Origin of the sequence: Bacillus sp. MM2020_4 (assembly GCF_011250555.1) — a bacterium.
Lineage (GTDB): Bacteria > Bacillota > Bacilli > Bacillales > Cytobacillaceae > Neobacillus.
Genome location: NZ_JAANMZ010000017.1, coordinates 58,402 through 80,727, shown reverse-complemented (window position 1 = coordinate 80,727; position 22,326 = coordinate 58,402). Strand labels below are relative to the sequence as shown.

Genomic DNA, 22,326 nt, shown 5'->3' with positions numbered 1-22,326 from the left:
GTAGTAGCATAACCTTTTCCATACTTTGAAATGATCTTCTTAGCGGTAATAACAAGCGCGGTTGAAATAACTCCATAACCGACAATAATAGCCACGAGGCTAATGATCGTAGTAATTGTACTAAAGGTATCAATAACGGTAATAACTTTAGCAGCTACAGTAGTAGAAATACCTAAGTTAGCTGCAAGATGCGGCATAGAAATTGTTAAAGTTGAAAGTAATAAAGCCATTCCAACTACATAAAAGATTGATTTTTTAGTCATTGCAGAAGCCATGATAACACCTCCTTTTTTATTTAAAATTTTGGAATTAAAACCCTTTTCCGACATGATTGTATCAAATTTCCAAATTATTCGTCAATTTGAAATATTAATAAATACCTATTTTGGTTAAATGTACCTATAATTTGAATATAATGTCATATTTTACAGATTGCAGTTGTCAATAACCATAAAATGTCTAAAAACGTACATTTCGACCATATTTATGGTTGAAAAATAGTGGATTAGGCGAGGAAGATTTACCTAATAATTTGAAATATTTATAGGTGTTTAATCCTATTTTCAGAAATTCAATTAGGTTTTTAAAAAGATTTGTCTTGGATTTAAGTATTTACAATTATCAAAAATTGTATAATTATAGGGATATATGAAAAATATCCCAGTAAGGAGGGGGTGTTATTTGCAGGTAGAGAAAACACCTACGCCCAAAAGGAAAAAGTGGATTGTGATTGGGCTGATTGCTTCTATTGTGACCATCGCAGCCATTAATATTACAGTCATGCAAAATAAGAAAAATAGCAGTAAGGAAGAGTGGGAGTTTGTTAGTGTAACAGAGAAAGAAATAAGTAATACAAAATTAGTTTCAGGACAAGTTGTACCAGGAAAGGTGGAGGCATTGTACGCGGATCCGACAAAAGGAAAGGTCAAGGAGCTCTTTGTAAAAGAAGGACAGGAAGTAAAGCAAGGAGATAAACTATTTTCCTACGATAATGCCGATATGACGATTCAGGAAAAACAATTGGAACTAGATAAAAAGTCGACAAATCTTCGCATTAAACAGGGAAATGAAAAAATGACCTCTTTAAAGAAGGACATCCAAAAGGCAAAGGCTGAGGGAGCGGCGGCAGATATATTAGCACCATTAGAGGCACAGCTGCAAGATTTACAATACGAGCAGCAATCGATAAATCTTGAAATGGAGAAAAATAAGCTCTCAGAAGACCAATTAAAAGCGAAGCAGGAGGAACTAATTGTCTATAGTAATGCTTCCGGAATCGTGCAGAAGGTGGACACGGGAACAGGGAACCATACGACTCAGGATTCGGGGGTTCAAGGGGATCCAATCATGCAAATCGCATCCAAGGATCCATTCCGAATCGAGGGGACATTAACGGAACTGCAAAAGGCACAAATTCTGCCCGATCAACCTATCCTAATCACCTCAAAAGCCGTTTCGAACAAAACATGGAAGGGAAAGATTACCGAGGTAAGTGAGTATCCTGTATCTGGTGAACTAGGGCAAGGAATGGCAGGAGCCGCCGGAAACCAGACGCAAACAATTTCCTACTATAATTTTAAAGCAGCATTGGAGTCGCAAGAAGAGCTTTCACCTGGTTACCATGTTTCTATACAGGTGGAGCTCACCCGGAAAAAAATGCTGGCTATCCCACGTAGTTCTATCATCGAAAAGGGAGATTCTAAGTTTGTCTATGTGGAAAATAACCATGCCTTACATAAGAAAACTCTCACGACAGGAATTGGTGATGGGGAATGGACGGAAGTACTTGAAGGCTTGAAGGCGGGTGAAAAGGTCGTTAGTAATCCTTCCGACCGTCTTTATGACGGAATGGAAGTGAAAGGAAAATGATCAGCTTAAAGCATATTAACAAGACTTACAAGCAAGGAATCCTTGAGGTCCCTGTACTTCATGATATTAACGTGGAGATAGAAGCTGGTGAATTTGTTTCGATCATGGGTCCATCGGGATCGGGAAAATCAACATTGATGAATATTATCGGCTGCCTGGATCGAAAAGCAACGGGAGAATATCTGTTAAATGACAGGAATGTACTTCAAACAGATGATACGAAATTATCACTGATTCGCAATCAATACATAGGGTTTGTATTCCAGCACTTTCATCTTCTTCCCAGATTAACAGCGCTGGAGAATGTAGAATTGCCGCTTGTCTATGGGGGAATTCGCAGAAAGGAGCAAAGGGAACGAGCCGTTGATGCACTTCTTAAGGTAGGTTTGGCCGATCGGATGGACCATTTACCGAATCAACTTTCCGGCGGTCAGAAACAGCGGGTGGCGATCGCACGTGCAATCGCTAATCGTCCATCCTTCATTCTAGCAGATGAACCGACAGGGGCGCTTGATACGAAATCGGGGGAACAAGTGATGGACATATTTACTCAGCTGAATAATGAAGGGGCAACGATTATTGTGGTTACACATGAGGAGGAAGTTGCTGCCTATACATCACGGCATATTCTACTAAGGGATGGCCGCATCATCATGGATAGGAGGGGAGCGTTCTCATGAGTTTAATGGAAAGTATGAAAATTGCCATTTCATCCATTCTCGCTCATAAGCTCCGTTCCGCACTCACCATGCTAGGCATAATCATTGGTGTTGGATCCATTATTACGGTAGTAGCGATCGGACAAGGCGGGGAAGCAGCGCTGAAATCCCAGTTTGCGGGTTCTGGAAATAATACCATCGAAATTACCTTTACACCGGAAAATGTTGATTTTTCAACCCTGTCCTTCAGCGAAGAACCGACATTTACACAGGAGAATCTCCTTCAACTTAGGGATATTCCTGAGATATCTCATGTGATTACGACAAATGATACCATGGAAACCCTAACAGAAAATGATAAGAACATTGGTACGCAAATCTATGGAATCACAAATGATTATTTTGCGGTGAATTCGCTAAAGGTGACTAAAGGGAGAAAGCTGAATGAAGTGGATTTTTCCCAATCCAACAATGTCATGATGATCAACGAAAAGGCAGCAAAGGATTTTTTTGAAAACAGGAAGGCAGTCGGAAAAATTCTTGAAATAAAGGGGCAGCCTTTTCAAATCATTGGGGTGTACAAATCTTCAGACGGTTTCCTGGGATTGGGGATGCCTGAAATGCTCATCCCACTATCGATCTGGCCGGCCTTATATGGAACAGACGATATCCAGTCAGTGACACTTCAAGCAAAGGATATCAGCGCCCTTGAAATGGCCGGGAAAAAGGCAGTGAATCTGCTTAATGATACAAAATCGCCCGATTTGGAAGGGAAGTATGAAGTATTTAATTTAGAGGAAATCCAAAAGGGTATTTCGCAGGTAACCAATATTATGACCATGATTATTAGCGGCATCGCCGGTATTTCCTTGCTTGTCGGCGGGATTGGGGTGATGAATATTATGCTTGTCTCGGTTACGGAACGAACAAGAGAAATTGGAATCCGCAAAGCGCTCGGGGCGACAAGAGGAAAAATTCTATTGCAATTTTTAATAGAAGCGATGATGCTGACTCTCTTGGGTGGAATAATTGGGATAGGACTCGGGGTTGGTGGGGCGTATCTTGTGTCTACCTTTGCCAAATGGCCGCCGCTTGTTTCCGGTAAAGTGGTAATTGGCGGTGTATTGTTTTCCATGACACTGGGCATTATTTTCGGTTTAATGCCGGCAAATAAAGCGGCAAAGCTCGATCCAATTGATGCATTAAGATATGAATAGAGAGGAAGAGATCCAAAGATGGAAACAGTAGTGAAGGAAAATGTTGTAAACGTGGAAAAACCGTCAATTTTTGGTATGATTACGGCGCCTACCCATCAGTTTGAACGAATGAAAGAAAAAGCACCGATTGCCTTGCCACTGATCATTATGCTTATCCTTACGAGCATCACAGGGGCGATCGTTGCATATGTGGGGTTAAATAATCCGATCTTTAAAGATTTACCAACACCCATCGAAATCCCTGCTGCCTTTACAGTAGGAATGGGGACTGTTGGGGCAATAATCGGCGGGGTTGCCAGGTTCTTTGTCGTTGCCGCCTTCTATAAACTTTGCATGGTCTTCATGGGCAACGATACTCCTTATATGAAACTTTTTGCCGTCGTCCTTTATTCTTCCCTAATCATGTCCGTCGGCGTCCTCATTAATGGCTTGATATCATTGGCAGTTAGCGGATACGAAGTCTACTATACCAGCATAGCGCCACTAATGGGAGACAATCAAATGCTTAAGTTGATCGCTTCTAATTTTGATATCTTTCATATTTGGTATTATGTGGTGTTAGGGATGGGCTTAAAAGTAGTTGCAGGGTTATCTAAAAGTAAAGTCATTACCCTCGTCGTCGTTATCTTCCTGCTGGGAGTTGCCTTAAGTTCATTAGGGGGACTTATCCCAACGTTTGGTGCATAAAACTATATCGTGATGTGGTAACTCGGCGGTAGCTTAGCAGACAATTGACCGAGTTTGCCTCTATTCTCTACCAAAATGAAAGCAGCGGTACCTGTGAAGGGCCGCTGCCATTATTGCTGCGGATCTTGCGTTTTATTCCGCTCTTCCTTCAGCTCCGTGCCGGTTTTAGCCTTCTTCATTTGCTTGCCGAGTTCTTTTACTTCATCTAGATTCTGAGCCATCGAACTATTGTTGTTGGAATTGATCTTGTCCTGCCTACTTTTTTTCATCGTACCCACTCTCCTTTTTAGGTTACATACCCTCTTTTTAAAAAATAAAACCTAGTTGGCGGTACCACTTTCAAGGTTATAGACTAGCTACCTCGACTTAGGAATCCAGCTTGAATTGAAAACGGGGGGGGCGGTAAACCCGTTGAGATGTAAGGCAGCAATCTGGAAAAATAAATGGAGGGAATGAACATGGTAAAATGCATAAAAAGATAACAAACAACAACTCCCAGAGAATCATGGCTCTGGGAGTTGTAGTATCATACATAACAGGTGATGACGTCTGCGATACGTTCACACGCAATCAAGTAACCGCCTGCGCAGGACTATCCAATTAATGGTTTTCAATATAATGGACGACATCTCCGACCGTTTGAAGCTTCGCAGCGACTTTGTCACTAATTTCGATGGAAAATTCATCTTCAATTTCCATTGTCAGGTTCACCATATCTAGCGAATCTGCTTCTAAATCATCTTTGAATGATGCTTCCGATTTAATATTCTCCATTTTGACACCCAGTTGGTCTGCAATAATCGGCCTTAACTTTTCAAATGTGGTCATGGGTCACCCTCCTCGTATTATCTAACCACCATTATAACAGTCGAATTCAGAACACAAAATAGATAATAATATCCAATGAACAGTAGGGAACCAAAGATGGAAACAGTAGCGGAAGTTTAGTTTTTTTTAATAGAGTAACTAAATAAGACCTAGTTTTGTTGAGTAATGGTGGCTTGGCTAATCGGTTTATGCGGGCGACTAGCCTGTTTTGATATAATAGAAGAAATATTTTAAAAAAAAGAGGTTTAAGGCTTTGGTCTTGCGGGTATGTACAAATTAAAAGTTTAAGGGTGTGATGAAATGAATTTGAAGATAGATAAACGGCAGGAGGAACAAGAAGTTGTGGTGTTTGTCAGCGGGGAGATTGATGCGTTTACGGCACCGAAGCTGAGGGAGGAATTATTGCCGCTTGCGGAGGGGACGAATCCATTCATAACGGTCAATCTTAAAGACGTATCCTATTTAGATAGTACGGGTCTTGGGGTCTTTGTTGGTCTGTTTAAGCAGTTGAAGAATAATGGCGGTGAATTAAGATTGGTGGAGTTATCGGAGCGGCTGAAGCGGTTGTTCCAAATTACGGGGTTGAGTCACATAATGAATATTTCTGAGGGTGGGGGAAGATGAGCGAAGTGATGGATTATATTGAAATGAAGATTCCGGCAAAGCCGGATTATGTTGGGGTCATCCGTTTGACGTTATCGGGAATTGCTAGCCGCATGGGATATACATATGAGGAAATTGAGGATATGAAAATTGCCGTCAGTGAGGCGTGCACGAATGCTGTCCAGCATGCTTACCATAAGGACGAGGGTGGTGAGGTGATCATTGGCTTCGGAATTTATCAGGATAAGGTAGAAATCGTTGTTGCTGATAGCGGCAAAAGCTTTAATTTTTACCAAACAAAAGAAGAATTAGGCCCTTATACGGAAACTAGTACGGTGGACCAGCTTTCTGAGGGAGGGTTAGGCTTATATTTGATAGAAACGCTGATGGACGAAGTCCGGGTGTTGAATCATTCCGGAGTGACGGTCTTCATGGTGAAGTACCGAAGTGGGGAGTGTGAAAATCATGACTCAACCATCTCAACCCGGGAGACGAACGAAGGAGGAAATTGATGCGCTGATATTGGCATTTCAGCAGGATGAGGACTCGGAGGCGCAAACGGTACTGGTGGAACATTATCACGCCCTGGTCGCTAGCCTTGCACGGAAATATTCGAAGGGGAAGAATTTCCACGAAGATATGATGCAGGTCGCGATGATTGGGCTGTTGTCGTCGATTAGACGTTACGACCCCAGCATTGGGAAAGCGTTTGAATCTTATTTAATTCCGACCGTGATTGGGGAAATAAAGCGATTTCTACGGGATAAAACCTGGGGTGTCCATGTGCCAAGAAGGATCAAAGAAACGTGGCCGAAAATTAAAACGGTCGTGGACGAGCTGACTAATCACTATCAACGATCCCCCATGATCCACGAAATCGCTGAGCATATGGAGATTTCCGAAGAGGAACTATTAGAGGCAATGGAAATGGGGAAAAGCTATCAGACTGCTTCTGTCGACCAAACGATTGAAATGGGATCTGAGGGGAGCACGGTGACTACCTTAGATATAGTAGGAACGCATGATGAAGGCTATGAACAGGTCGATCAAAGGCTATTGCTTGAGAGTGCGCTTCACGTATTATCGGACAGAGAAAGGGACGTGATCCATTACACGTTTGTCGAGAATAAAAGCCAAAGGGAAACAGGCGAGTATTTGGGGATTTCACAGATGCATGTGTCCCGACTGCAGAAAAAGGCGCTCGAAAAACTGCGGAAAGCACTCAAGGACAAAACCCCAGATGTGTTATTGCGGTAACAAGGTGAAGCAGGGGACGGTTCTTCCGTTTTAAATCACAAGAACCGTCCCCTGCTTCATACTGCTTCATAAAAAGAGGAGGTGATAGCAGGATGGCTATGAAAATTGTGATTGTCGATGATAATAAGACGAATTTGATGATTGTGGAAAAGATTCTGTATAAGGCTGGTTATAAGCGATTGGTGTTGCTGTCATCGGCAATGGAGCTATATGACTATTTACAATTGGATGCACCCAATCCCGGTGAGAGTGATATCGATTTAATTCTGATGGATTTGATGATGCCGGAAGTGGATGGGATTGAGGCCTGCCGCACGATTCTGGGGAATGAACGGTTTCACGATCTGCCGATTATCTTTGTGACAGCGATGGGGGACTCCAATAAGATGGCCGAGGCAATGGATGCGGGGGCGCTTGATTATGTGATGAAGCCGATCAATAAGGTCGAGCTGTTGGCGCGGATTCGCTCGGTGCTGCGGTTGAAGCAGGAGAAGGATTTGCGGAAGGAGCGGGACCTGAGGATTCAATATGAGCTGGATTTGGCCAAGCAGGTGCAGCTAAGTATGCTTCCGGGTCCGGTTCAAAAGGAAGATGTGATGATTTCGGCAGTCTACAAGCCTTCGTTTGAGCTTGCTGGTGACTTGTATGCCTGGTACCAGATTTCTCCGCATCGCTATGGTGTGATTTTACTCGATATGATGGGTCATGGGATTTCGTCGTCGCTCGTGTGTATGTACATTTATTCAGCGCTAAAGGATTCGATTACTAGTTTATGCGATCCGGAAGCGGTGATGAGGGAACTGAACCGGCGGATGAATCAGCTGCATAATGATACTTTAATCAATTATTATTTTACGGCGATATACTTTGTGCTTGATACCGAGGAGCATTCGATTGAGTATGTGAATGCCGGGCATCCAGCGGGGATTGCGATGGTTGACGGGAAAGTGCAGATGATGGAGGAAGGCTGCTGTGCCTTGGGCTTTTTTGATGAAATTGAGGTGTGTAAGGGAGTTATTTCGTACACGGATAGGGCACAGATTTTACTGTATACGGATGGCTTGTCGGAATGGCTGGAGGAGGAGTATGAGGATGCGAGTGTTAAGCTGTCGAGCTGCATGAAAGAGGATGGCATGGACGATCCAGCAGCGCTGCTTCAGCGCTTGCAGCCTAGACGCGAGCTTATGAATCCTCAGAAGGATGATATTTGTTTGGTGATGATTGCGACGAAGTGATATGGTGTGGGAATGGGCGAATAGTGCAGTTCAATCAGTGATATACCCATGACAATCTAACTCTATAAACCTTATTGAATAGTCCTCCTTTGGTACATGCCCGCCCCATTTATTCAAGTGCTTGTATCGATCAACAACTGATTCGTCCCGATTTAACAACGTTCCATCTAAATCAAATAAGACAGCCTAAATTATTTACCATCCACTCCCTAGAAATAATGTTCATCTTTATTTCTTTATCTTTATCATCCACTCAATGGATTCATTTCATGAACAAATGAAGGAAATCTCCTTGTTTTAATAGGGACAGAAAGGGTGTCTTTTTTTAGTTTCACAGAATGGGCATCGTTATTACCGTGCTATGACAGAAGCGAGTGATTCTTCAGTCAAAGTGAAGGCTAAAGGAAATATACTGTATTTGCCGAATATACTTAGGAAAAACGTTTTGATATGAGGGAGCGCTGGAATGAAAAAAATCATGGTAGGGATGTTTCTTTTACTTTTTGTCTCCATTGCGGGGTGCAGCCACTCTCCTTCTAGCCTTTTCGGCAGCCATGCTGTAATCGATTGGATCGATTTCATCAAGCTGAATGGCCACAGTTATGAAGGGATTTACACTGGAGCACTCTCTGACCCAACCCTTGTCGGAAAGGAAATTGGTACGGTCAAATTTAAGGTGGACGATAATGTTACAAACCCCAACTATAAGACAAAAGACGGAGATGCTGCCTTCCTTGAAAAGGGGACGAAAATTTTTGAAGTGAAGGGAGACCCCAATTTAGTTGTAGTAAAAGACAAGGATGAAATCGGCGGATATAGAGTGTATTACCGTGACAAAGGCAAATACGCCTATCATTTCAAAGACTTGAATCAAAGCAAGATAGAAAAGATACAAATTTACGAAGAACATTATGGCAGCACCAAGCTTGATCATCAGCTTTTATCGACCCTAACTGATCCATCCGAGATCATAGCCTTCCTCGAACTGATCAATCAGGGCGTCAAAAACGATAACTTCCAACACGATCCCACCCTCCCTGGACAAAGGGATTTCGCCATCGTTCTTTACACAAATGGTGCGGTCGCCTACCGAAACAATATTTTCTATAACGGCAAGGACTACGGATGGGCACCTTGGAGTCAAGAAGTGCTTCCAGAATCAATTGCGGGGTTCCTCAATGCCAAGCATGTCAAATAGAAAGACAAACAAGGGGTAAATATATAAATTCGATTGACTCACTCTTAGTGAAATAAAAGTTCCTCTTAGTTGTAGGCTGTTTTCGTATAAATTGTTGTTTTCTTGAGCACTTTATAAAATGTTGATATAATGCGCTCTTGGGGGCGTTGAAATATGTGGTTAGACATCTATGAAGAGTTCAGAAAATTATCCGAATCAGAACAAATGGCATTGTTTGAAGCAATGAAACACGATATGTTTCCAAGTGAACCTGATAAAATCAAAAAGCTATTGAAAGATATTTGTGAAAGCTGGTTCTCTACTGGGCTGGCTTGTGTGAATTGCGGCAGTGTTCCGGTCAAACGGAACGGTAAATATCGTTCACAAGTAGAACAAATGCTTATTTTGTCGTGTCAAAAATCAAGTTATACCACCATTGAAATGTTCAGAAGAACATAAAAAAAGGGTCAATTCAGACCCTATAAATTCCCTATGTTAAATATTAACATAATCTTTTCTTCCTTTTAGATAAATCCCCATTTACTAACATAGTTGTTCCGCTTGGGTCAAAAATTATTGAAAATATAAATGCCAAAGGAAACGATATTACAGCATAAAGCATTTTCCCTATTTTGTTTAACAACACTTTTCCCCCCTCTTTGATAATAATTTAGGTATTAAAGCCGTTTAGTTTCATTTGAATACATTTATTATATTATACAAAATTTTCCTATATTTTAAACTATAATAATAAGTTTTAAAAAAACAACAAACTTTACAAAAAGAGCCTAGTTGTAAAAAGAATATAAAGGGTTCAGTCCGCTGGTTAATCAGTGGGACTGAACCCGTTGGAAGCACAAGAACCGTCCCCTGCTTCACCCTGCTTCACTGCTTCAGCCAATCTTCCACGGCTCCATCATCGCTGTAAAAATGCCTTTGTCCGTTCGAATTGCGGATTGATTAGCACATCAGTTGGATGACCGGATTCAATAATTTCCCCATTGTCCATAAAAATAACCCGGTTCGCTACCTCTTTGGCGAATTCCATCTCATGGGTGACCACAATCATCGTCATGTGTTCTTCTGCCAGGGTATTCATCACCTGCAGAACCTCTGCCGTTAACTCGGGATCCAGTGCAGAAGTAGGCTCGTCAAATAGCAGAATATCCGGATTCATCATGAGCGCCCGTGCAATGGCCACTCTTTGTTTTTGGCCGCCTGATAAATTGGCCGGGTACGCATCCGCATGATTCGAAAGACCAATTTTTTCAAGCAGGTCCGTACTCCGCTTTCTGATGACAGCTGCTGCTTCCTTTTTCACTAATCGGGGAGCCATTTCCAAATTCCCCTTGACTGTTAAGTGGGGAAACAAATTAAAATGCTGAAATACCATTCCCATCTTAGCGGTGATCTGCTTGATATCCTGCGGTTTGGAGTAAAAACCGTCTTTGACCAAGTAATCATCGGAAACGCGGATACTGCCGCCATTGATTTCTTCGAGGTGGACAAGACTCCGAAGCATGGTACTTTTCCCCGATCCGGAGGGGCCAATCACGGCCACTACATCATTCTTTTCAACATCAAAGGTAATCTGTTTTAAAACTTCCAGATTACCATACGACTTTTTCAGATTAGAAACTTCAATGATTGCCATATTCAATCCCCTCCTTATTCAAAAATAAAGCGTCGTTCAATCCATTTAAATACACCGGTCAGCAATAGCGTCATCAGTAGGTAAATGACACCTGCCACCATAAAGGGAACAATCGTAAAATCGCGATTCACCGCTGTTTCGGCGAAGTGCAATAATTCAGGAACGGCAACGGCATAAAGCAGCGCCGTATCCTTAACAAGTGTCACCGATTCGTTTGCCACCGCCGGAAGGGCGATGCGAAACATTTGAGGCAGAATAATGCGTGTCGTCATCTGCCATTTTGAAAAACTAAGGACTTGTGCCGCCTCATATTGCCCTTTATCAATGGCCAAAAGTCCGCCACGAAAAATCTCAGCAAAATAAGCGGCATAGTTGAGGATAAATCCGATACAGGCCGCTACAAATCGATCCAGCACCAAATATTCGCCGATGACAGGAATCATCGGCAGTCCAAAACAAATGACTAGTAGCTGAAGCAGGAGTGGTGTCCCGCGCATCACATAAATAAAAACTTGTGCAAGCCAGGACAAGGGCTTGAGGCTGCTTTTTACCGCTAATGTTAACAAAAAGCCCAACGGAATAGAAACAACAATGGCAATGATGAACAAGAGAATCGTCATTTGCGCTCCTTCAAGCATTGGTTTAAGGATGGTTAGTATATAATCAAGCGACATAGATGGTTTCCTCCAAAAACAAAACAGGGTCCCACCTGGAATCCTGTTTTTTTCTCTATTTATTTTACTTTACTACTTTATCTTCACCAAACCATTTTTTCGAAATTTCAAGGGCAGTACCGTCTTCATTCATTTCATCCAGTGCTTTTTGCAGCTTGTTCAGCAGTTTCTCGTTGCCCTTTTTCACACCTACCCCATATTCTTCAGGTGCAAGCGATTCATCCAGCACTTTAAACGTCCCTTTTTCTTTTGTCATATAATAATCGATAACAACTTCATCAATCACGACAGCATCTAAGCGGCCGCTCTTTAGATCATTTAAAGCCATCACATTATCGGAGAACTCCGTTACTTCTTTAATGTTAGATTTAATGGGGTTCGAATCCAAGGCATCCGCCGCCGAGGATTGTGCCTGCAGCCCAACGACTTTGCCATCTAAGTCTGCAAGTTTTGTTACCTTAGAATCCGCAAGTGTCACCACGACTTGGGCATTTTTTAAATAAGGCTTTGTAAAAAGAACTTTCTTCTTGCGCTCATCGGTGATCGTGTAACCATTCCAAATTAAATCAATGCGGCCGCTGCCAAGCTCAGATTCCTTTGTTTTCCATTCGATAGGCTGAACTTTCACATTGACGCCCATTTTTTCAGCTGCAGCTTTTGCATAATCAATATCAAAACCAACGATTTTATTATCTTTATCACGAAATCCTAATGGAGCAAAACTATCGTCAATACCGATGACCAAGGTCTTGTCATCCTTTTCCTTAGCCCCCGAGGAATTACTCGAGCAGGCTGTTAACACAGAAAATATCGCCGCGATTACTAGAACCATAGATGATAGACGTTTCATATGAATAAAACCACCTTTATTAGATTATATATTCGCTTTAGTACGTTACCATATTATCATGCTACCACATTATAACACTATAATATTTTAAAATACAATAGCTAAATTGGATCGAAGTGACGAATTTACGATGAAGGGTAAATCCCCGCTGAAAACCGTGCGATTAGTCCTTCATGAAGCCGATGAAGGCCAAATCCCCGCTGAAAACCGTGCGATTAGTCCTTCATGAAACCGATGAAGGCCAAATCTCTGCTGAAAACCGTGCGATTAGTCCTTCAAGCAGCCGATGAAGGCCAAATCCCCGCTGAAAACCGCACGATTAGTCCTTCATGCCCAATTTATAATATCCGTAATTTAGTCTATCATCACATAAAGTGGATGAAGACCAAAACTCTTAGAAATACCAATCCTTTTCATTAGCTATCTAGTTAAATAGGTAACTTACTACGCCAAAAAGGTACCAGCATCCCCGCTGGTACCTGATTTACTGCTTGAAAATCCATTATTACTCCTCCAAATACGCCTCAAGCATCCATCTATGCTTCTCCAACGATGCCCGAATCGCAATGAACAAATCGGCGGTTGGCTGATCATCGTTGTCTTCGGCTGCCGTGATTCCTTCTGTAAGTTCCGTGCAAATAGTGTCAAAGTCATCGGCCAGAGTACGTACCATCTCATGCGCACTTTCACCACCGCTAGCCTCCTCAAGCGAAGTCAGCCCCAATTGCTCTTTTAAAGTAGCTGTTGGTAACGCCCCAACCGCCAGCATTCGTTCCGCGATCGTATCAAGATGTAACCCAGCCTCCGCGTACAATTCCCCGAACTTTACATGCAGCGTGAAGAAATTCTCGCCTTTTACATACCAATGATAATGATGCAGTTTCATATAAAGAACTGAGAAATTTGCCACCTGCTTGTCGAGGACTTCTGCTGATAAAACTTTTTCTTTTGTTTTGGCCATTTTACCTACCTCCATTTCGTTGATACTCCTTTTGTACCCGTCCCCGAACCGGTTGAAACCCCAAAGATTATTTTTCAAAAAGTAGGTTTTAAGAAAAAGTGAAATGGGTAATTAGTAGGTAAAAGTGTGTGCTTTATTCAAAGATGAACGCGGTATGGTAGAATAAGGTATATTTCGATAGACGAATGATTGCGGGGGCGATGACGATCAAAGGGTGGAAATACAACATTCATGCGAAAATTATTACGGGTTATGTAACAATATTGGTCTGTTTGGTGCTGTCCTTGCTAATCGTGATTAATAGAATGACAGCTTTGCAGAATGAGGTCAATTTCATATCCAAACATGATATTGAAGTCCACGACCTAGCGAATCAAATTCAAAAAAATATCCTCGATATGGAAACAGGGATGAGGGGCTTTGTGATTACGGGCGATGAGGAGTATCTCGAGCCTTATCATCTGGCGAGCCGGAGCTGGCTGGACAATTACAATAAACTGCATTCCATGTTGACGGATAACGGCAAACAGCAGCGGAATTTGGAGGAAATAAAACCGCTGCTGCTGACCTGGATGGAAAAGTCCGGGGAATATGTCGTCGATCAAAAAAAGGCGAACAACACGGAGGTGCTGGACGAGCATTTCACGAAAAATACCGGAAAGAAGTTGACCGATCAGTTGCGAACACAATTGGATTCATTTCTCGCCAATGAGAAGCAATTGACGGCCGATCGGATTAGCCAGCTCAATCAAAACAATACAAATTTAAAAATCACCCTGTATGCGATTATCATTTTGGTGACGGTGATTACGATTGTCACAGCCTTTTTCCTGTCAAATTCCATTGTGCGAACGATTAAACAAGTGATTAAGACGATTAAAAGTATTACTGACGCAGATTCAAAGGTGGATTTGACAACAAGGATCCAAGTAAACACGCGTGATGAGACCTGGGAGCTGGCGGAGGCGATGAACAGCCTCCTCAGCAATCTCGAGAAACAGAGCTGGGTGCAGAAAAGTATGACGGATATATCCACGATGTATCAAGGGATGACCGATAGTACCGAACTGTCGCAAGCATTTGTGACGAAGCTTGCCCCGCTGCTTCAGGCGGCTTACGGGGTGGTCTATCTTCGCCGGAGTCAAGGCACAGTGGTGGATTACGTCAAAGTGGCGGGCTACGCGATTGCAGAGGACGGACAGGCCGCAGCAAGCTTTCGTTTGGGTGAAGGGCTGATTGGTCAAGCAGCCCTTGATAAGCGACTGTTTCTGATTGACCAGCTGCCGGAGGAGCATTTTAAAGTGACTTCAGGCTTAGGGGTTTCCTCACCAACGAACTTATTAATTGCCCCGATCCTGTATGAGGACAGGGTCGAAGCGGTGGTCGAATTCGCCGCGCTGCAGCCATTTCTTGCGCAGCATCTGACACTGCTCGACATGCTTCAGGATAAGTTTGGCTCGGTGATTTCCAGTGTGAACGGGCGGATGGAAGTGGAGAGGCTGCTCGGGGAATCACAAATTTTAACGGAGGAATTGCAGGCGCAATCGGAAGAGCTCCAAGCCCAATCGGAAGAATTGCAAATGCAGCAGGAACAACTCAAGGTGACCAATGACTTTTTAGAAGAACAGAAGCAATATGCCGAACAACGGGCGTTTGATTTGAAAATAGCGAAGGATGAGCTCGAGGAGTATTCCTTGAAACTGCAAATGAGTTCGCAATACAAAACGGATTTCCTTGCAAACATGTCGCATGAACTGCGGACACCATTGAATAGCATTCTGATTCTGTCGCAAATGCTGATGGAGAGTAATTCGGAAATGGACGCCGCGGAAGTGAGCGAGTACGCCCGGGTTGTCCATACCTCTGGCGGGGATTTACTGCGCTTGATTGATGATATCCTCGATTTATCAAAGATTGAGGCGGGAAAAATTGAAGTGGTCACAGATGAAGTAAACGTGACGGAAATTCCACAGATGATGCGGAATCTGTTCGACCCGGTCGCTGCGAATAAGAATCTGGCGTTTGACGTGTTGGTTGACCCGGATGTCCCTGCCGTCATTTTGACGGACGGTCATCGTTTGCAGCAAATTTTGAAAAATTTATTGTCGAATGCGTTTAAATTTACAGAACGAGGCTCGGTCAGGTTGAGAATGGGCATGGCTGCTCCCGAAAAGTTGCCCGGAATTCAAGGGGCAGAGGGGGTACTGGCGATTTCAGTTGCCGATACCGGAATCGGGATTCCGCACGATAAACAGCAAATTATCTTTGATGCCTTTCAACAGGTTGACGGTACCACGAACCGGCAATATGGCGGGACGGGGCTGGGATTATCGATCTGCCGCGAATTTACCAAGCTGCTCGGCGGTGCCCTGCACGTTCAAAGTGAGCCGGATAAGGGAAGTACGTTTACATTATATATCCCGTGCAAACTGGAGTCTGAGTACTATGGTCGTGTGGACGATTATGATCTGGCGCTAGAGGAAGTAGCCGCTGGTGTGCGCGTCATAAACGAGGAAGAAGTCCCCGTGGGCGAACAAACTGTAATCCAGAGCTCGGAAGATTTACTTTTTATAGGAAAAAAGGTACTTCTGGTTGAGGACGATGGCCGCAATGTATTTGCTCTGGTTACAACGCTAGAAAGAAAAGGCGTTGTTGTAGAAGTGGCGGAAAACGGGAAGCGTGCCATCGAAATGCTGCGGCAACAAGCCGATTTCGACTTGATTTTTATGGATATTATGATGCCGGTGATGGGCGGGTATGAGGCGATGCAGGTCATCCGCCACGACCTGGGGATGCAGTCCCTGCCGATTATTGCCTTGACCGCGAAGGCCATGAAGGGCGAACGCGACAAATGTATGGAAGCAGGCGCGTCTGATTATATAATGAAGCCTTTAAATATTGACCAGCTTTTCTCGTTAATGCGGGTGTGGCTGACGGAGCAGGTGGATCCGCGATGAAAACACAGACCGAATTAGTTACCGAAACAGAAGCACCGCCGCTGAATGAACTTCAGGAAATCGAAATCAATTTGCTGCTCGAGGGCTTGTATCAGAAGTATGGCTACGACTTCCGCGGATATGTGCGGGCATCGCTCTGCAGAAGGATTTTGAATCGAATGAAGGCGGAAAGGTTGCCGACGATTACGGCTTTATTGGAAAAAGTGCTCCATGAACAGGGATATTTGGAGCGGTTATTAAATGATTTGTCGATCCGGATGACGGAAATGTATCGTGACCCGGACTTCTTTGCGGCCTTTCGCAACGAGGTCGTGCCGCTGTTAAGAGAGCTGCCGGAGATTCGGATTTGGCATGCCGGCTGTGCGACCGGCGAGGAGGTCTATTCGATGGCTATCCTCATTCAGGAGGAGGGTCTGGCGGACAAGACGACCATCTATGCGACTGATATGAACGAAAAGGCCTTGACCGCTGCGCAAAAGGGAGCCTTTCCATTAAAGAAAATGCAGCAATATACGAAGAATTATTTGAAAGCCGGCGGCAGCAAGGCTTTTTCCGAGTACTATACAACCGACCATCAATTTGCTTATTTTCAGCCTAGTTTGGCAGAGAAGCTTATTTTTGCTCAGCATAACTTGGTGACGGATGGGTCATTCAATGAATTTCATGTGATTCTTTGCCGCAATGTCATGATTTATTTTGATCATGGGTTGCAGCAGCAGGTCCACCGCTTGATGTACAACAGCTTGGCTGCCGGCGGTTTCATCGGGCTTGGCAGTAAAGAGTCAATCTTGTTTATGCCAAAAGGGATCCACTATGAAGAATTTAATCTGCATGAGCGGATTTATCGGAAGGTGTTTTAGCAAAGAGCAAATAGAAAAAAGACTGCGCAAAAGGCAGTCTTTTTTCTATTATATTGGTTATGTGGTGCGTTTGACTCCTTTTAAGATAAGGCTGACGATAAAGACAAGGGCGATCGCTCCGATGAGTGCCGGAATGAAGTAAAAGCCGCCGATTACGGGGCCCCAGCCGCCTAATAGTAAAGATCCGAGCCAAGCTCCGATAAATCCGGCGATAATATTGCCGATGATGCCGCCTGGTACGTCACGTCCAATAATAAGTCCAGCTAACCAGCCGATGATGCCTCCAATAATTAATGACCAAATAAATCCCATAATCGATCTCTCCTTTTTCAATGTACTCTTAATTGAAGTACCCGGATTTTCGAAAAATAAACCTCATTGTTGTGTGTCCAAATCAACTGTACGTTTTGCCGTTTTGATTTAATCGTTCCTTGAAACGTGCTCTCGAGTCGATCAATGCATGTTTGCAGAGCCTTAATTCATAGGTTAACTTTTTAAATCGCTCTTCATCCCGTTCATCAAGGCAATTGTCAATTTCCCGGTTTAATAAACTAATTTTTGAAACGACCTCTGCTTGCCGTTTTTGATCGCCCCGCCATTTGGGCGAATCCTCTCTTAGATAATCACTGGGTTTGGTTAAGCGTACACCGCATTTACAAAGGGTTTCGTTGACATTTAGCACATAAAATTCAGCGTTCCCACAATATTTACATAACAGTTTCTTCATATATACACCTCCATTTAATTACGGGCAAACCCTGTTACGTGATTTCTGTATACCCATGCTGGGTGAGTTAGTAACTTACTATTAAAAAAGAAAGACTCTGTTATTGTTTTTCGGGCAGGTAAGAGAATTTATAGGCGGAGAATTTCCGTCTAATGTATATCTAGGAAGCTTAAGAAGCTAATTTAAGCGGAGATATTCCGATTAACTTCTATAAATAAGACAAAATCCAACGATTTAGACAATATAACCGGAAAAACTCCCATTATTTTTAAGGAAATGGGGGCATTTTTCAATTTAAACGGAATTCTTCCGTTTATTTTTCAAAATCAAAATCAGTGAATCAACATTCAGTTATCACAGAGCCAAAAGAAAAATGTTTTATTTTTTCAAGATGCGGTTATATACCCGATAGAAACAAAATGAGGAGGAATGAAAATGGAACAAGTAAAAGTGGTTGAAAATGGTGTCGAAGCAAAAAGAGAAATTGAGCAACTTATCATGCAGGGGTTCACGAAGGATGAAATCTATTTATTGGCACACGATAAACACCGCTCGGAGGATTTAACCGATTCCCTGGATATTGGCGGAATTGGGGTCGGTGAGCAGGGTGTGTTTGATTCCATCGCCAATGTCTTTCGAACCCGTGGCGACGAACTTCGCTCAAAGCTCGAGTCATTGGGGCTATCCCATGCCGAAGCTGAGCATTATGAGGAAGAATTGGATCAAGGCAGGGTCGTAGTTGTAGCGTCAAAATCAGCATAAATGGGGTTTGGTGGAATTCCGAACCAAGTCCAAAACTTGGCGGAGTCTCCGCCCCGCTTAAACAAAGGGAGGAGAATCGGATGAAGCATTCAAATTTAAGTTTGGAAAAATTAGTAGGGGCCTATTATCGAGCGCGACATAAAATTGGCGGAAAATCCAGCTGGGAGCAGCAGTTTGAGGAACCCATCATCCACCGTGAGATTCAAGGAAATAAGGTGTATGTTCCATTAAATTTATCGAGGGTTTGGAATGAGGTTTAATGGTCGTAACAGGCTTAATTGACAAAACACCGTCAAAATGTAGTGAACGGTGTTTTGTCAGTTAATGGGTGTAAGCCCTTGCATCATTTTGAATTTTCCAAATATTACCCAAAAAGGAAACTTTCAGGACTTTCATTCGTCTGTATGGTAGAATAGTCTTTGGGTTAGAGCAAGGGACGGTTCTTCTGCTTCAGAATGAAGCAGAAGAACCGTCCCCTGCTTCGAAAAGGAGGAATCAGCGTGATAAATGATTTTGGGCAAATAGCAGTGGTCAGCATCCTGTCGCATTTGGTTTTTATTGCGATTTCCTGGTGGGCACTGCAAGCGATTCGCTTGGAAAAGCTGCTGCGGCCAAACCATGTGATGCAAGCGCGATTACTGTACATATTATTAGCCATTTTCATCGGATCATCTGTTAGTAACTTTTTCCTTGATTACCTTCAATGGTCGCGACAACTACCGATGATTTTTAATTAAAGTGAAGCAGGGGACGGTTCTCCCGCTTCAAAGCGGGAAAACCGTCCCCTGCTTCGAACTGCTTCGCCAAAATTGGTAAATATTTAGGTCTTCGTACATGTTCCCATTTGCTGAGATTTTGAGTACAATCGAGTTTATGTGGAAAGCTAAGTGTGTCCCAAATTTGGAATGGCTGAAAAAGTTCTCTTTCGTTTTTAAATAGAACCTTGGAACTTGTCAAAAAGTGACGACATTTCCCAAGTATTGCTCTCTTGCTACCTGGCAACACTGGTAGTAAGGGGGAGTAGAGATGAAGAGAAATAGCAAGATGTTTTTATATATCGTGACGATTTTGAGTTTGATCCTTGTTGTGATTGGGAACCGAACGACAGAAGCAAAGAGCGGTCTAGATTTTCTTCGCGCTGAAACAACGATCGAAGCCGGCAAAGAACTTTTTCAAACCGTAGGTAAGGGCGCCGTAGGTGTCACTCCTGTTAATTTGAAAAATCATACGGACGGCAGCTTGTCCATTTTTCAAAAGGATTTAGCGAAAATGGGCGCTGTTTTACATGCCGAAGATATTTTGCTCGATGAATGGTCTTTTTATGCACGGGAACATGTTGTTGGAATGGAAAGTGTGCAGGAGGTCCAGGATTATGCGGACGTGCTGCGGCGGAAGTTTCCTGATTGGGAATGGTCTGTGACGAACACCAGCCAGAAATGGGAAGTAACGGCAATATCTCCATCCAAACACCACAAAGAAATGCTTCAACTGATGGCTACCCACACAAAACAACCTGTTAATGCGTATATAGTATATAGTGTCAGTGGTAAGGAGTGGAACGAGTCTTCTCAGGCCTTTTTATCTAGGGATGATTTTAAAAATAGGTTAACTGACATATTTCGAGGGGAACCTACAGTTTTCTCTTGTATGAAAGGCGTTTTCAGTGATAAGATTGATGAGGCTTTACCGGTGACGGTGAGGAAGTTGCTGGCCGGTTTTAATGCTAAAGAGGTCGAAGCGTTAAAAGAGGAGACTTTCATGTCTGTTTCGGCGATATCGCCGATGTTTTCAGGCTCCATAGATGAACAAAAAAATAACATGAATTTACAAATTGGCGTACGCTCCGAAGGATTGGGCGGAAAGACTACGGTTGTAGTTGGCACACCAATCATTACGATTGAATATTAATATAGAGAAAATGGACGCGGAGGGGAATACTCTTGGAAAAGATCATCGTCCGCGGCGGACAAAGGCTTTATGGAACGGTTAAAGTAGAAGGTGCAAAAAATGCCGTGCTGCCTGTTATCGCTGCAACATTATTAGCAAGTGATGGAAAAAGTGTAATTCGTGATGTACCTACACTCTCCGATGTATTTACAATTAATGAAGTTTTACGGAACTTAAATGCTGAAGTGGTATTTGACAATAATTCAGTGGTTGTGGATGCATCCAGAGTGTTAAAAGATGAGGCTCCATTCGAATACGTACGTAAAATGCGTGCGTCTGTTCTTGTCATGGGATCATTACTCGCTCGTAACGGCCGAGCTCGTGTCGCCTTACCTGGTGGCTGTGCGATAGGATCACGTCCTATTGATCAGCATCTAAAGGGTTTTGAGGCCATGGGTGCGAAGGTGAAGGTAGGAAATGGCTTTATTGATGCGGAGGTTGATGGCCGCTTAAAGGGAGCTAAGATTTACTTGGATTTCCCAAGTGTTGGTGCAACAGAAAACATTATGATGGCGGCGACTCTTGCACAAGGCACGACGATCATTGAAAACGTCGCAAAAGAACCAGAAATTGTAGATTTGGCCAATTTCTTAAATAAAATGGGCGCTCGCGTGAGAGGTGCCGGCACGGGTACTCTTCGCATTGAGGGCGTTGATGTGTTATTTGGCGCAGATCATGCGATTATTCCAGACCGGATTGAGGCAGGTACGTTTATGGTAGCTGCGGCGATTACGGGTGGAAATGTATTGGTGCAGGGAGCGGTTCCGGAACATTTATCCTCTTTGATTGCGAAGATGGAAGAGATGGGTGTGACGATTGTGGAGGAACATGATGGCGTTCGTGTCATCGGTCCCGAACAGTTGAAGGCGGTCGATATTAAAACGATGCCGCATCCGGGTTTCCCGACGGATATGCAGTCGCAAATGATGGCGTTATTGCTTCGTGCACAGGGGACTTCGATGATTACGGAAACGGTGTTCGAGAACCGTTTCATGCACGTTGAGGAATTCCGCCGCATGAATGCGGAAATTAAAATTGAAGGCCGTTCGGTTATTTTAACGGGTCCATCGAATTTGCAGGGTGCTGAGGTGTCCGCGACAGATTTACGGGCAGCGGCAGCGTTGATTTTAACGGGATTGGTGTCTGAAGGCGTGACACGCGTGACGGAGTTGAAACACTTAGATCGTGGCTACGTGAACTTCCACGGCAAGTTGGCAGGCTTAGGCGCTGACATCGAACGTGTGAAAGAAGCAGACGAAATCTTTGTTGAAGTCGAGAAATATATTTCGGATATGAATGCATAATAGATAGGTGTTACGGTTTTACGGAGAATCCCGAAGGTTGCGGTGGTCTGATATCAGACTGGATTGGCGCATCCTTCGGGATTTTTTGTTGTTCTGAG

At 43.4% G+C, this 22,326-nt stretch carries 25 protein-coding genes and 2 pseudogenes; 17 read left to right on the top strand and 10 right to left on the bottom strand.

Annotated features, from left to right (window positions below):
* Positions 1–275: uberolysin/carnocyclin family circular bacteriocin (locus tag G6554_RS12705; protein ID WP_166242371.1), on the bottom strand; the 275-nt coding region annotated here is incomplete at its 3' end.
* Between the two features lie 406 nt (positions 276–681).
* Here G6554_RS12705 and G6554_RS12700 point away from each other — a divergent pair.
* The 4 genes from G6554_RS12700 to yknW are packed head-to-tail and all read left to right on the top strand — an operon-like array spanning position 682 to position 4,432.
* On the top strand, positions 682–1,869 hold the full coding sequence (locus G6554_RS12700; protein ID WP_242692141.1) for an efflux RND transporter periplasmic adaptor subunit: 1,188 nt from the start codon (positions 682–684) through the stop codon (positions 1,867–1,869).
* The gene (locus tag G6554_RS12695; protein ID WP_166242367.1) at positions 1,866–2,549 is read left to right on the top strand and encodes an ABC transporter ATP-binding protein; all 684 of its coding nucleotides are present in this window, start codon (positions 1,866–1,868) and stop codon (positions 2,547–2,549) included. Before G6554_RS12700 ends, G6554_RS12695 begins: the two co-directional genes overlap by 4 nt.
* Positions 2,546–3,745, top strand: a complete 1,200-nt coding sequence (locus G6554_RS12690; RefSeq protein ID WP_166242365.1) for an ABC transporter permease — start codon at positions 2,546–2,548, stop codon at positions 3,743–3,745. Before G6554_RS12695 ends, G6554_RS12690 begins: the two co-directional genes overlap by 4 nt.
* Before the next feature lie 18 nt (positions 3,746–3,763).
* Positions 3,764–4,432, top strand: a complete 669-nt coding sequence (gene yknW, locus G6554_RS12685; RefSeq protein WP_166242363.1) for a YknW family membrane protein — start codon at positions 3,764–3,766, stop codon at positions 4,430–4,432.
* 110 nt (positions 4,433–4,542) lie between these two features.
* Here the strand turns inward: yknW and G6554_RS12680 are convergent, their stop codons facing one another.
* Together G6554_RS12680 and acpP are read right to left on the bottom strand one after the other, a co-directional pair.
* Positions 4,543–4,701: a hypothetical protein gene (locus tag G6554_RS12680; RefSeq protein ID WP_166242361.1), complete on the bottom strand. Its 159-nt coding sequence runs from the start codon at positions 4,699–4,701 to the stop codon at positions 4,543–4,545.
* Between the two features lie 331 nt (positions 4,702–5,032).
* On the bottom strand, positions 5,033–5,260 hold the full coding sequence (gene acpP / locus G6554_RS12675; RefSeq protein WP_166242359.1) for an acyl carrier protein: 228 nt from the start codon (positions 5,258–5,260) through the stop codon (positions 5,033–5,035).
* 300 nt (positions 5,261–5,560) lie between these two features.
* On the opposite strand from acpP, the gene G6554_RS12670 reads away from it, so the two are divergent.
* The 4 genes from G6554_RS12670 (at position 5,561) to G6554_RS12655 (ending at position 8,355) form a co-directional block, all read left to right on the top strand.
* Positions 5,561–5,884: an anti-sigma factor antagonist gene (locus tag G6554_RS12670; protein ID WP_166242357.1), complete on the top strand. Its 324-nt coding sequence runs from the start codon at positions 5,561–5,563 to the stop codon at positions 5,882–5,884.
* A complete protein-coding gene (gene rsbW, locus G6554_RS12665; protein WP_166242355.1) occupies positions 5,881–6,375 on the top strand; it encodes an anti-sigma B factor RsbW in 495 nt (164 codons plus the stop codon). Before G6554_RS12670 ends, rsbW begins: the two co-directional genes overlap by 4 nt.
* Positions 6,329–7,120: an RNA polymerase sigma factor SigB gene (gene sigB, locus G6554_RS12660; RefSeq protein WP_166242353.1), complete on the top strand. Its 792-nt coding sequence runs from the start codon at positions 6,329–6,331 to the stop codon at positions 7,118–7,120. Before rsbW ends, sigB begins: the two co-directional genes overlap by 47 nt.
* Before the next feature lie 98 nt (positions 7,121–7,218).
* Positions 7,219–8,355, top strand: a complete 1,137-nt coding sequence (locus tag G6554_RS12655; RefSeq protein ID WP_166242384.1) for a PP2C family protein-serine/threonine phosphatase — start codon at positions 7,219–7,221, stop codon at positions 8,353–8,355.
* Positions 8,356–8,394: 39 nt separating this feature from the next.
* On the opposite strand, the pseudogene G6554_RS12650 reads toward G6554_RS12655, so the two are convergent.
* Positions 8,395–8,514: pseudogene (locus G6554_RS12650) on the bottom strand (HAD family hydrolase); the annotation flags it as partial.
* 307 nt (positions 8,515–8,821) lie between these two features.
* Here G6554_RS12650 and G6554_RS12645 point away from each other — a divergent pair.
* Together G6554_RS12645 and G6554_RS12640 are read left to right on the top strand one after the other, a co-directional pair.
* Positions 8,822–9,553, top strand: a complete 732-nt coding sequence (locus G6554_RS12645) for a hypothetical protein (protein WP_166242351.1) — start codon at positions 8,822–8,824, stop codon at positions 9,551–9,553.
* Between the two features lie 153 nt (positions 9,554–9,706).
* Positions 9,707–9,955: pseudogene (locus tag G6554_RS12640) on the top strand (IS1595 family transposase); the annotation flags it as partial.
* Positions 9,956–10,448: 493 nt separating this feature from the next.
* Here the strand turns inward: G6554_RS12640 and G6554_RS12635 are convergent.
* The 4 genes from G6554_RS12635 to G6554_RS12620 form a co-directional block, all read right to left on the bottom strand.
* Positions 10,449–11,186 (bottom strand): amino acid ABC transporter ATP-binding protein, encoded by a 738-nt coding sequence (locus G6554_RS12635; RefSeq protein ID WP_166242347.1) that lies wholly within the window; start codon positions 11,184–11,186, stop codon positions 10,449–10,451.
* Positions 11,187–11,200: 14 nt separating this feature from the next.
* Entirely contained in the window at positions 11,201–11,860 is a 660-nt protein-coding gene (locus tag G6554_RS12630) for an amino acid ABC transporter permease (RefSeq protein ID WP_166242345.1), read from the bottom strand.
* A 64-nt stretch (positions 11,861–11,924) separates the two neighbouring features.
* Positions 11,925–12,710, bottom strand: coding sequence for an amino acid ABC transporter substrate-binding protein (locus tag G6554_RS12625; RefSeq protein WP_166242343.1), 786 nt, complete (start codon positions 12,708–12,710; stop codon positions 11,925–11,927).
* Between the two features lie 505 nt (positions 12,711–13,215).
* The gene (locus G6554_RS12620; RefSeq protein WP_242637832.1) at positions 13,216–13,686 is read right to left on the bottom strand and encodes a Dps family protein; all 471 of its coding nucleotides are present in this window, start codon (positions 13,684–13,686) and stop codon (positions 13,216–13,218) included.
* Between the two features lie 185 nt (positions 13,687–13,871).
* Here G6554_RS12620 and G6554_RS12615 point away from each other — a divergent pair, with 185 nt between their 5' ends.
* Positions 13,872–16,628, top strand: a complete 2,757-nt coding sequence (locus G6554_RS12615; protein WP_166242341.1) for a CHASE3 domain-containing protein — start codon at positions 13,872–13,874, stop codon at positions 16,626–16,628.
* Complete coding sequence (locus tag G6554_RS12610) at positions 16,625–17,488, top strand: CheR family methyltransferase (RefSeq protein ID WP_166242339.1); 864 nt, start codon at positions 16,625–16,627, stop codon at positions 17,486–17,488. Before G6554_RS12615 ends, G6554_RS12610 begins: the two co-directional genes overlap by 4 nt.
* A 57-nt stretch (positions 17,489–17,545) precedes the next feature.
* On the opposite strand, the gene G6554_RS12605 is transcribed toward G6554_RS12610, so the two are convergent.
* Positions 17,546–17,800, bottom strand: a complete 255-nt coding sequence (locus G6554_RS12605) for a GlsB/YeaQ/YmgE family stress response membrane protein (protein WP_166242336.1) — start codon at positions 17,798–17,800, stop codon at positions 17,546–17,548.
* 82 nt (positions 17,801–17,882) lie between these two features.
* The gene (locus G6554_RS12600; RefSeq protein WP_166242334.1) at positions 17,883–18,215 is read right to left on the bottom strand and encodes an IDEAL domain-containing protein; all 333 of its coding nucleotides are present in this window, start codon (positions 18,213–18,215) and stop codon (positions 17,883–17,885) included.
* 435 nt (positions 18,216–18,650) lie between these two features.
* Between G6554_RS12600 and G6554_RS12595 the strand changes: the two genes are divergently transcribed.
* The 5 genes from G6554_RS12595 (at position 18,651) to murA (ending at position 22,228) form a co-directional block, all read left to right on the top strand.
* Entirely contained in the window at positions 18,651–18,977 is a 327-nt protein-coding gene (locus tag G6554_RS12595) for a YflT domain-containing protein (protein WP_166242332.1), read from the top strand.
* A gap of 80 nt (positions 18,978–19,057) precedes the next feature.
* Entirely contained in the window at positions 19,058–19,237 is a 180-nt protein-coding gene (locus G6554_RS12590) for a hypothetical protein (protein WP_166242330.1), read from the top strand.
* Positions 19,238–19,477: 240 nt separating this feature from the next.
* A complete protein-coding gene (locus G6554_RS12585; RefSeq protein WP_166242328.1) occupies positions 19,478–19,714 on the top strand; it encodes a DUF1146 family protein in 237 nt (78 codons plus the stop codon).
* Between the two features lie 289 nt (positions 19,715–20,003).
* Positions 20,004–20,885, top strand: coding sequence for a YwmB family TATA-box binding protein (locus G6554_RS12580; protein ID WP_166242326.1), 882 nt, complete (start codon positions 20,004–20,006; stop codon positions 20,883–20,885).
* Positions 20,886–20,917: 32 nt separating this feature from the next.
* Positions 20,918–22,228, top strand: coding sequence for a UDP-N-acetylglucosamine 1-carboxyvinyltransferase (gene murA, locus G6554_RS12575; RefSeq protein WP_166242324.1), 1,311 nt, complete (start codon positions 20,918–20,920; stop codon positions 22,226–22,228).
* Positions 22,229–22,326 lie beyond the last annotated feature (98 nt).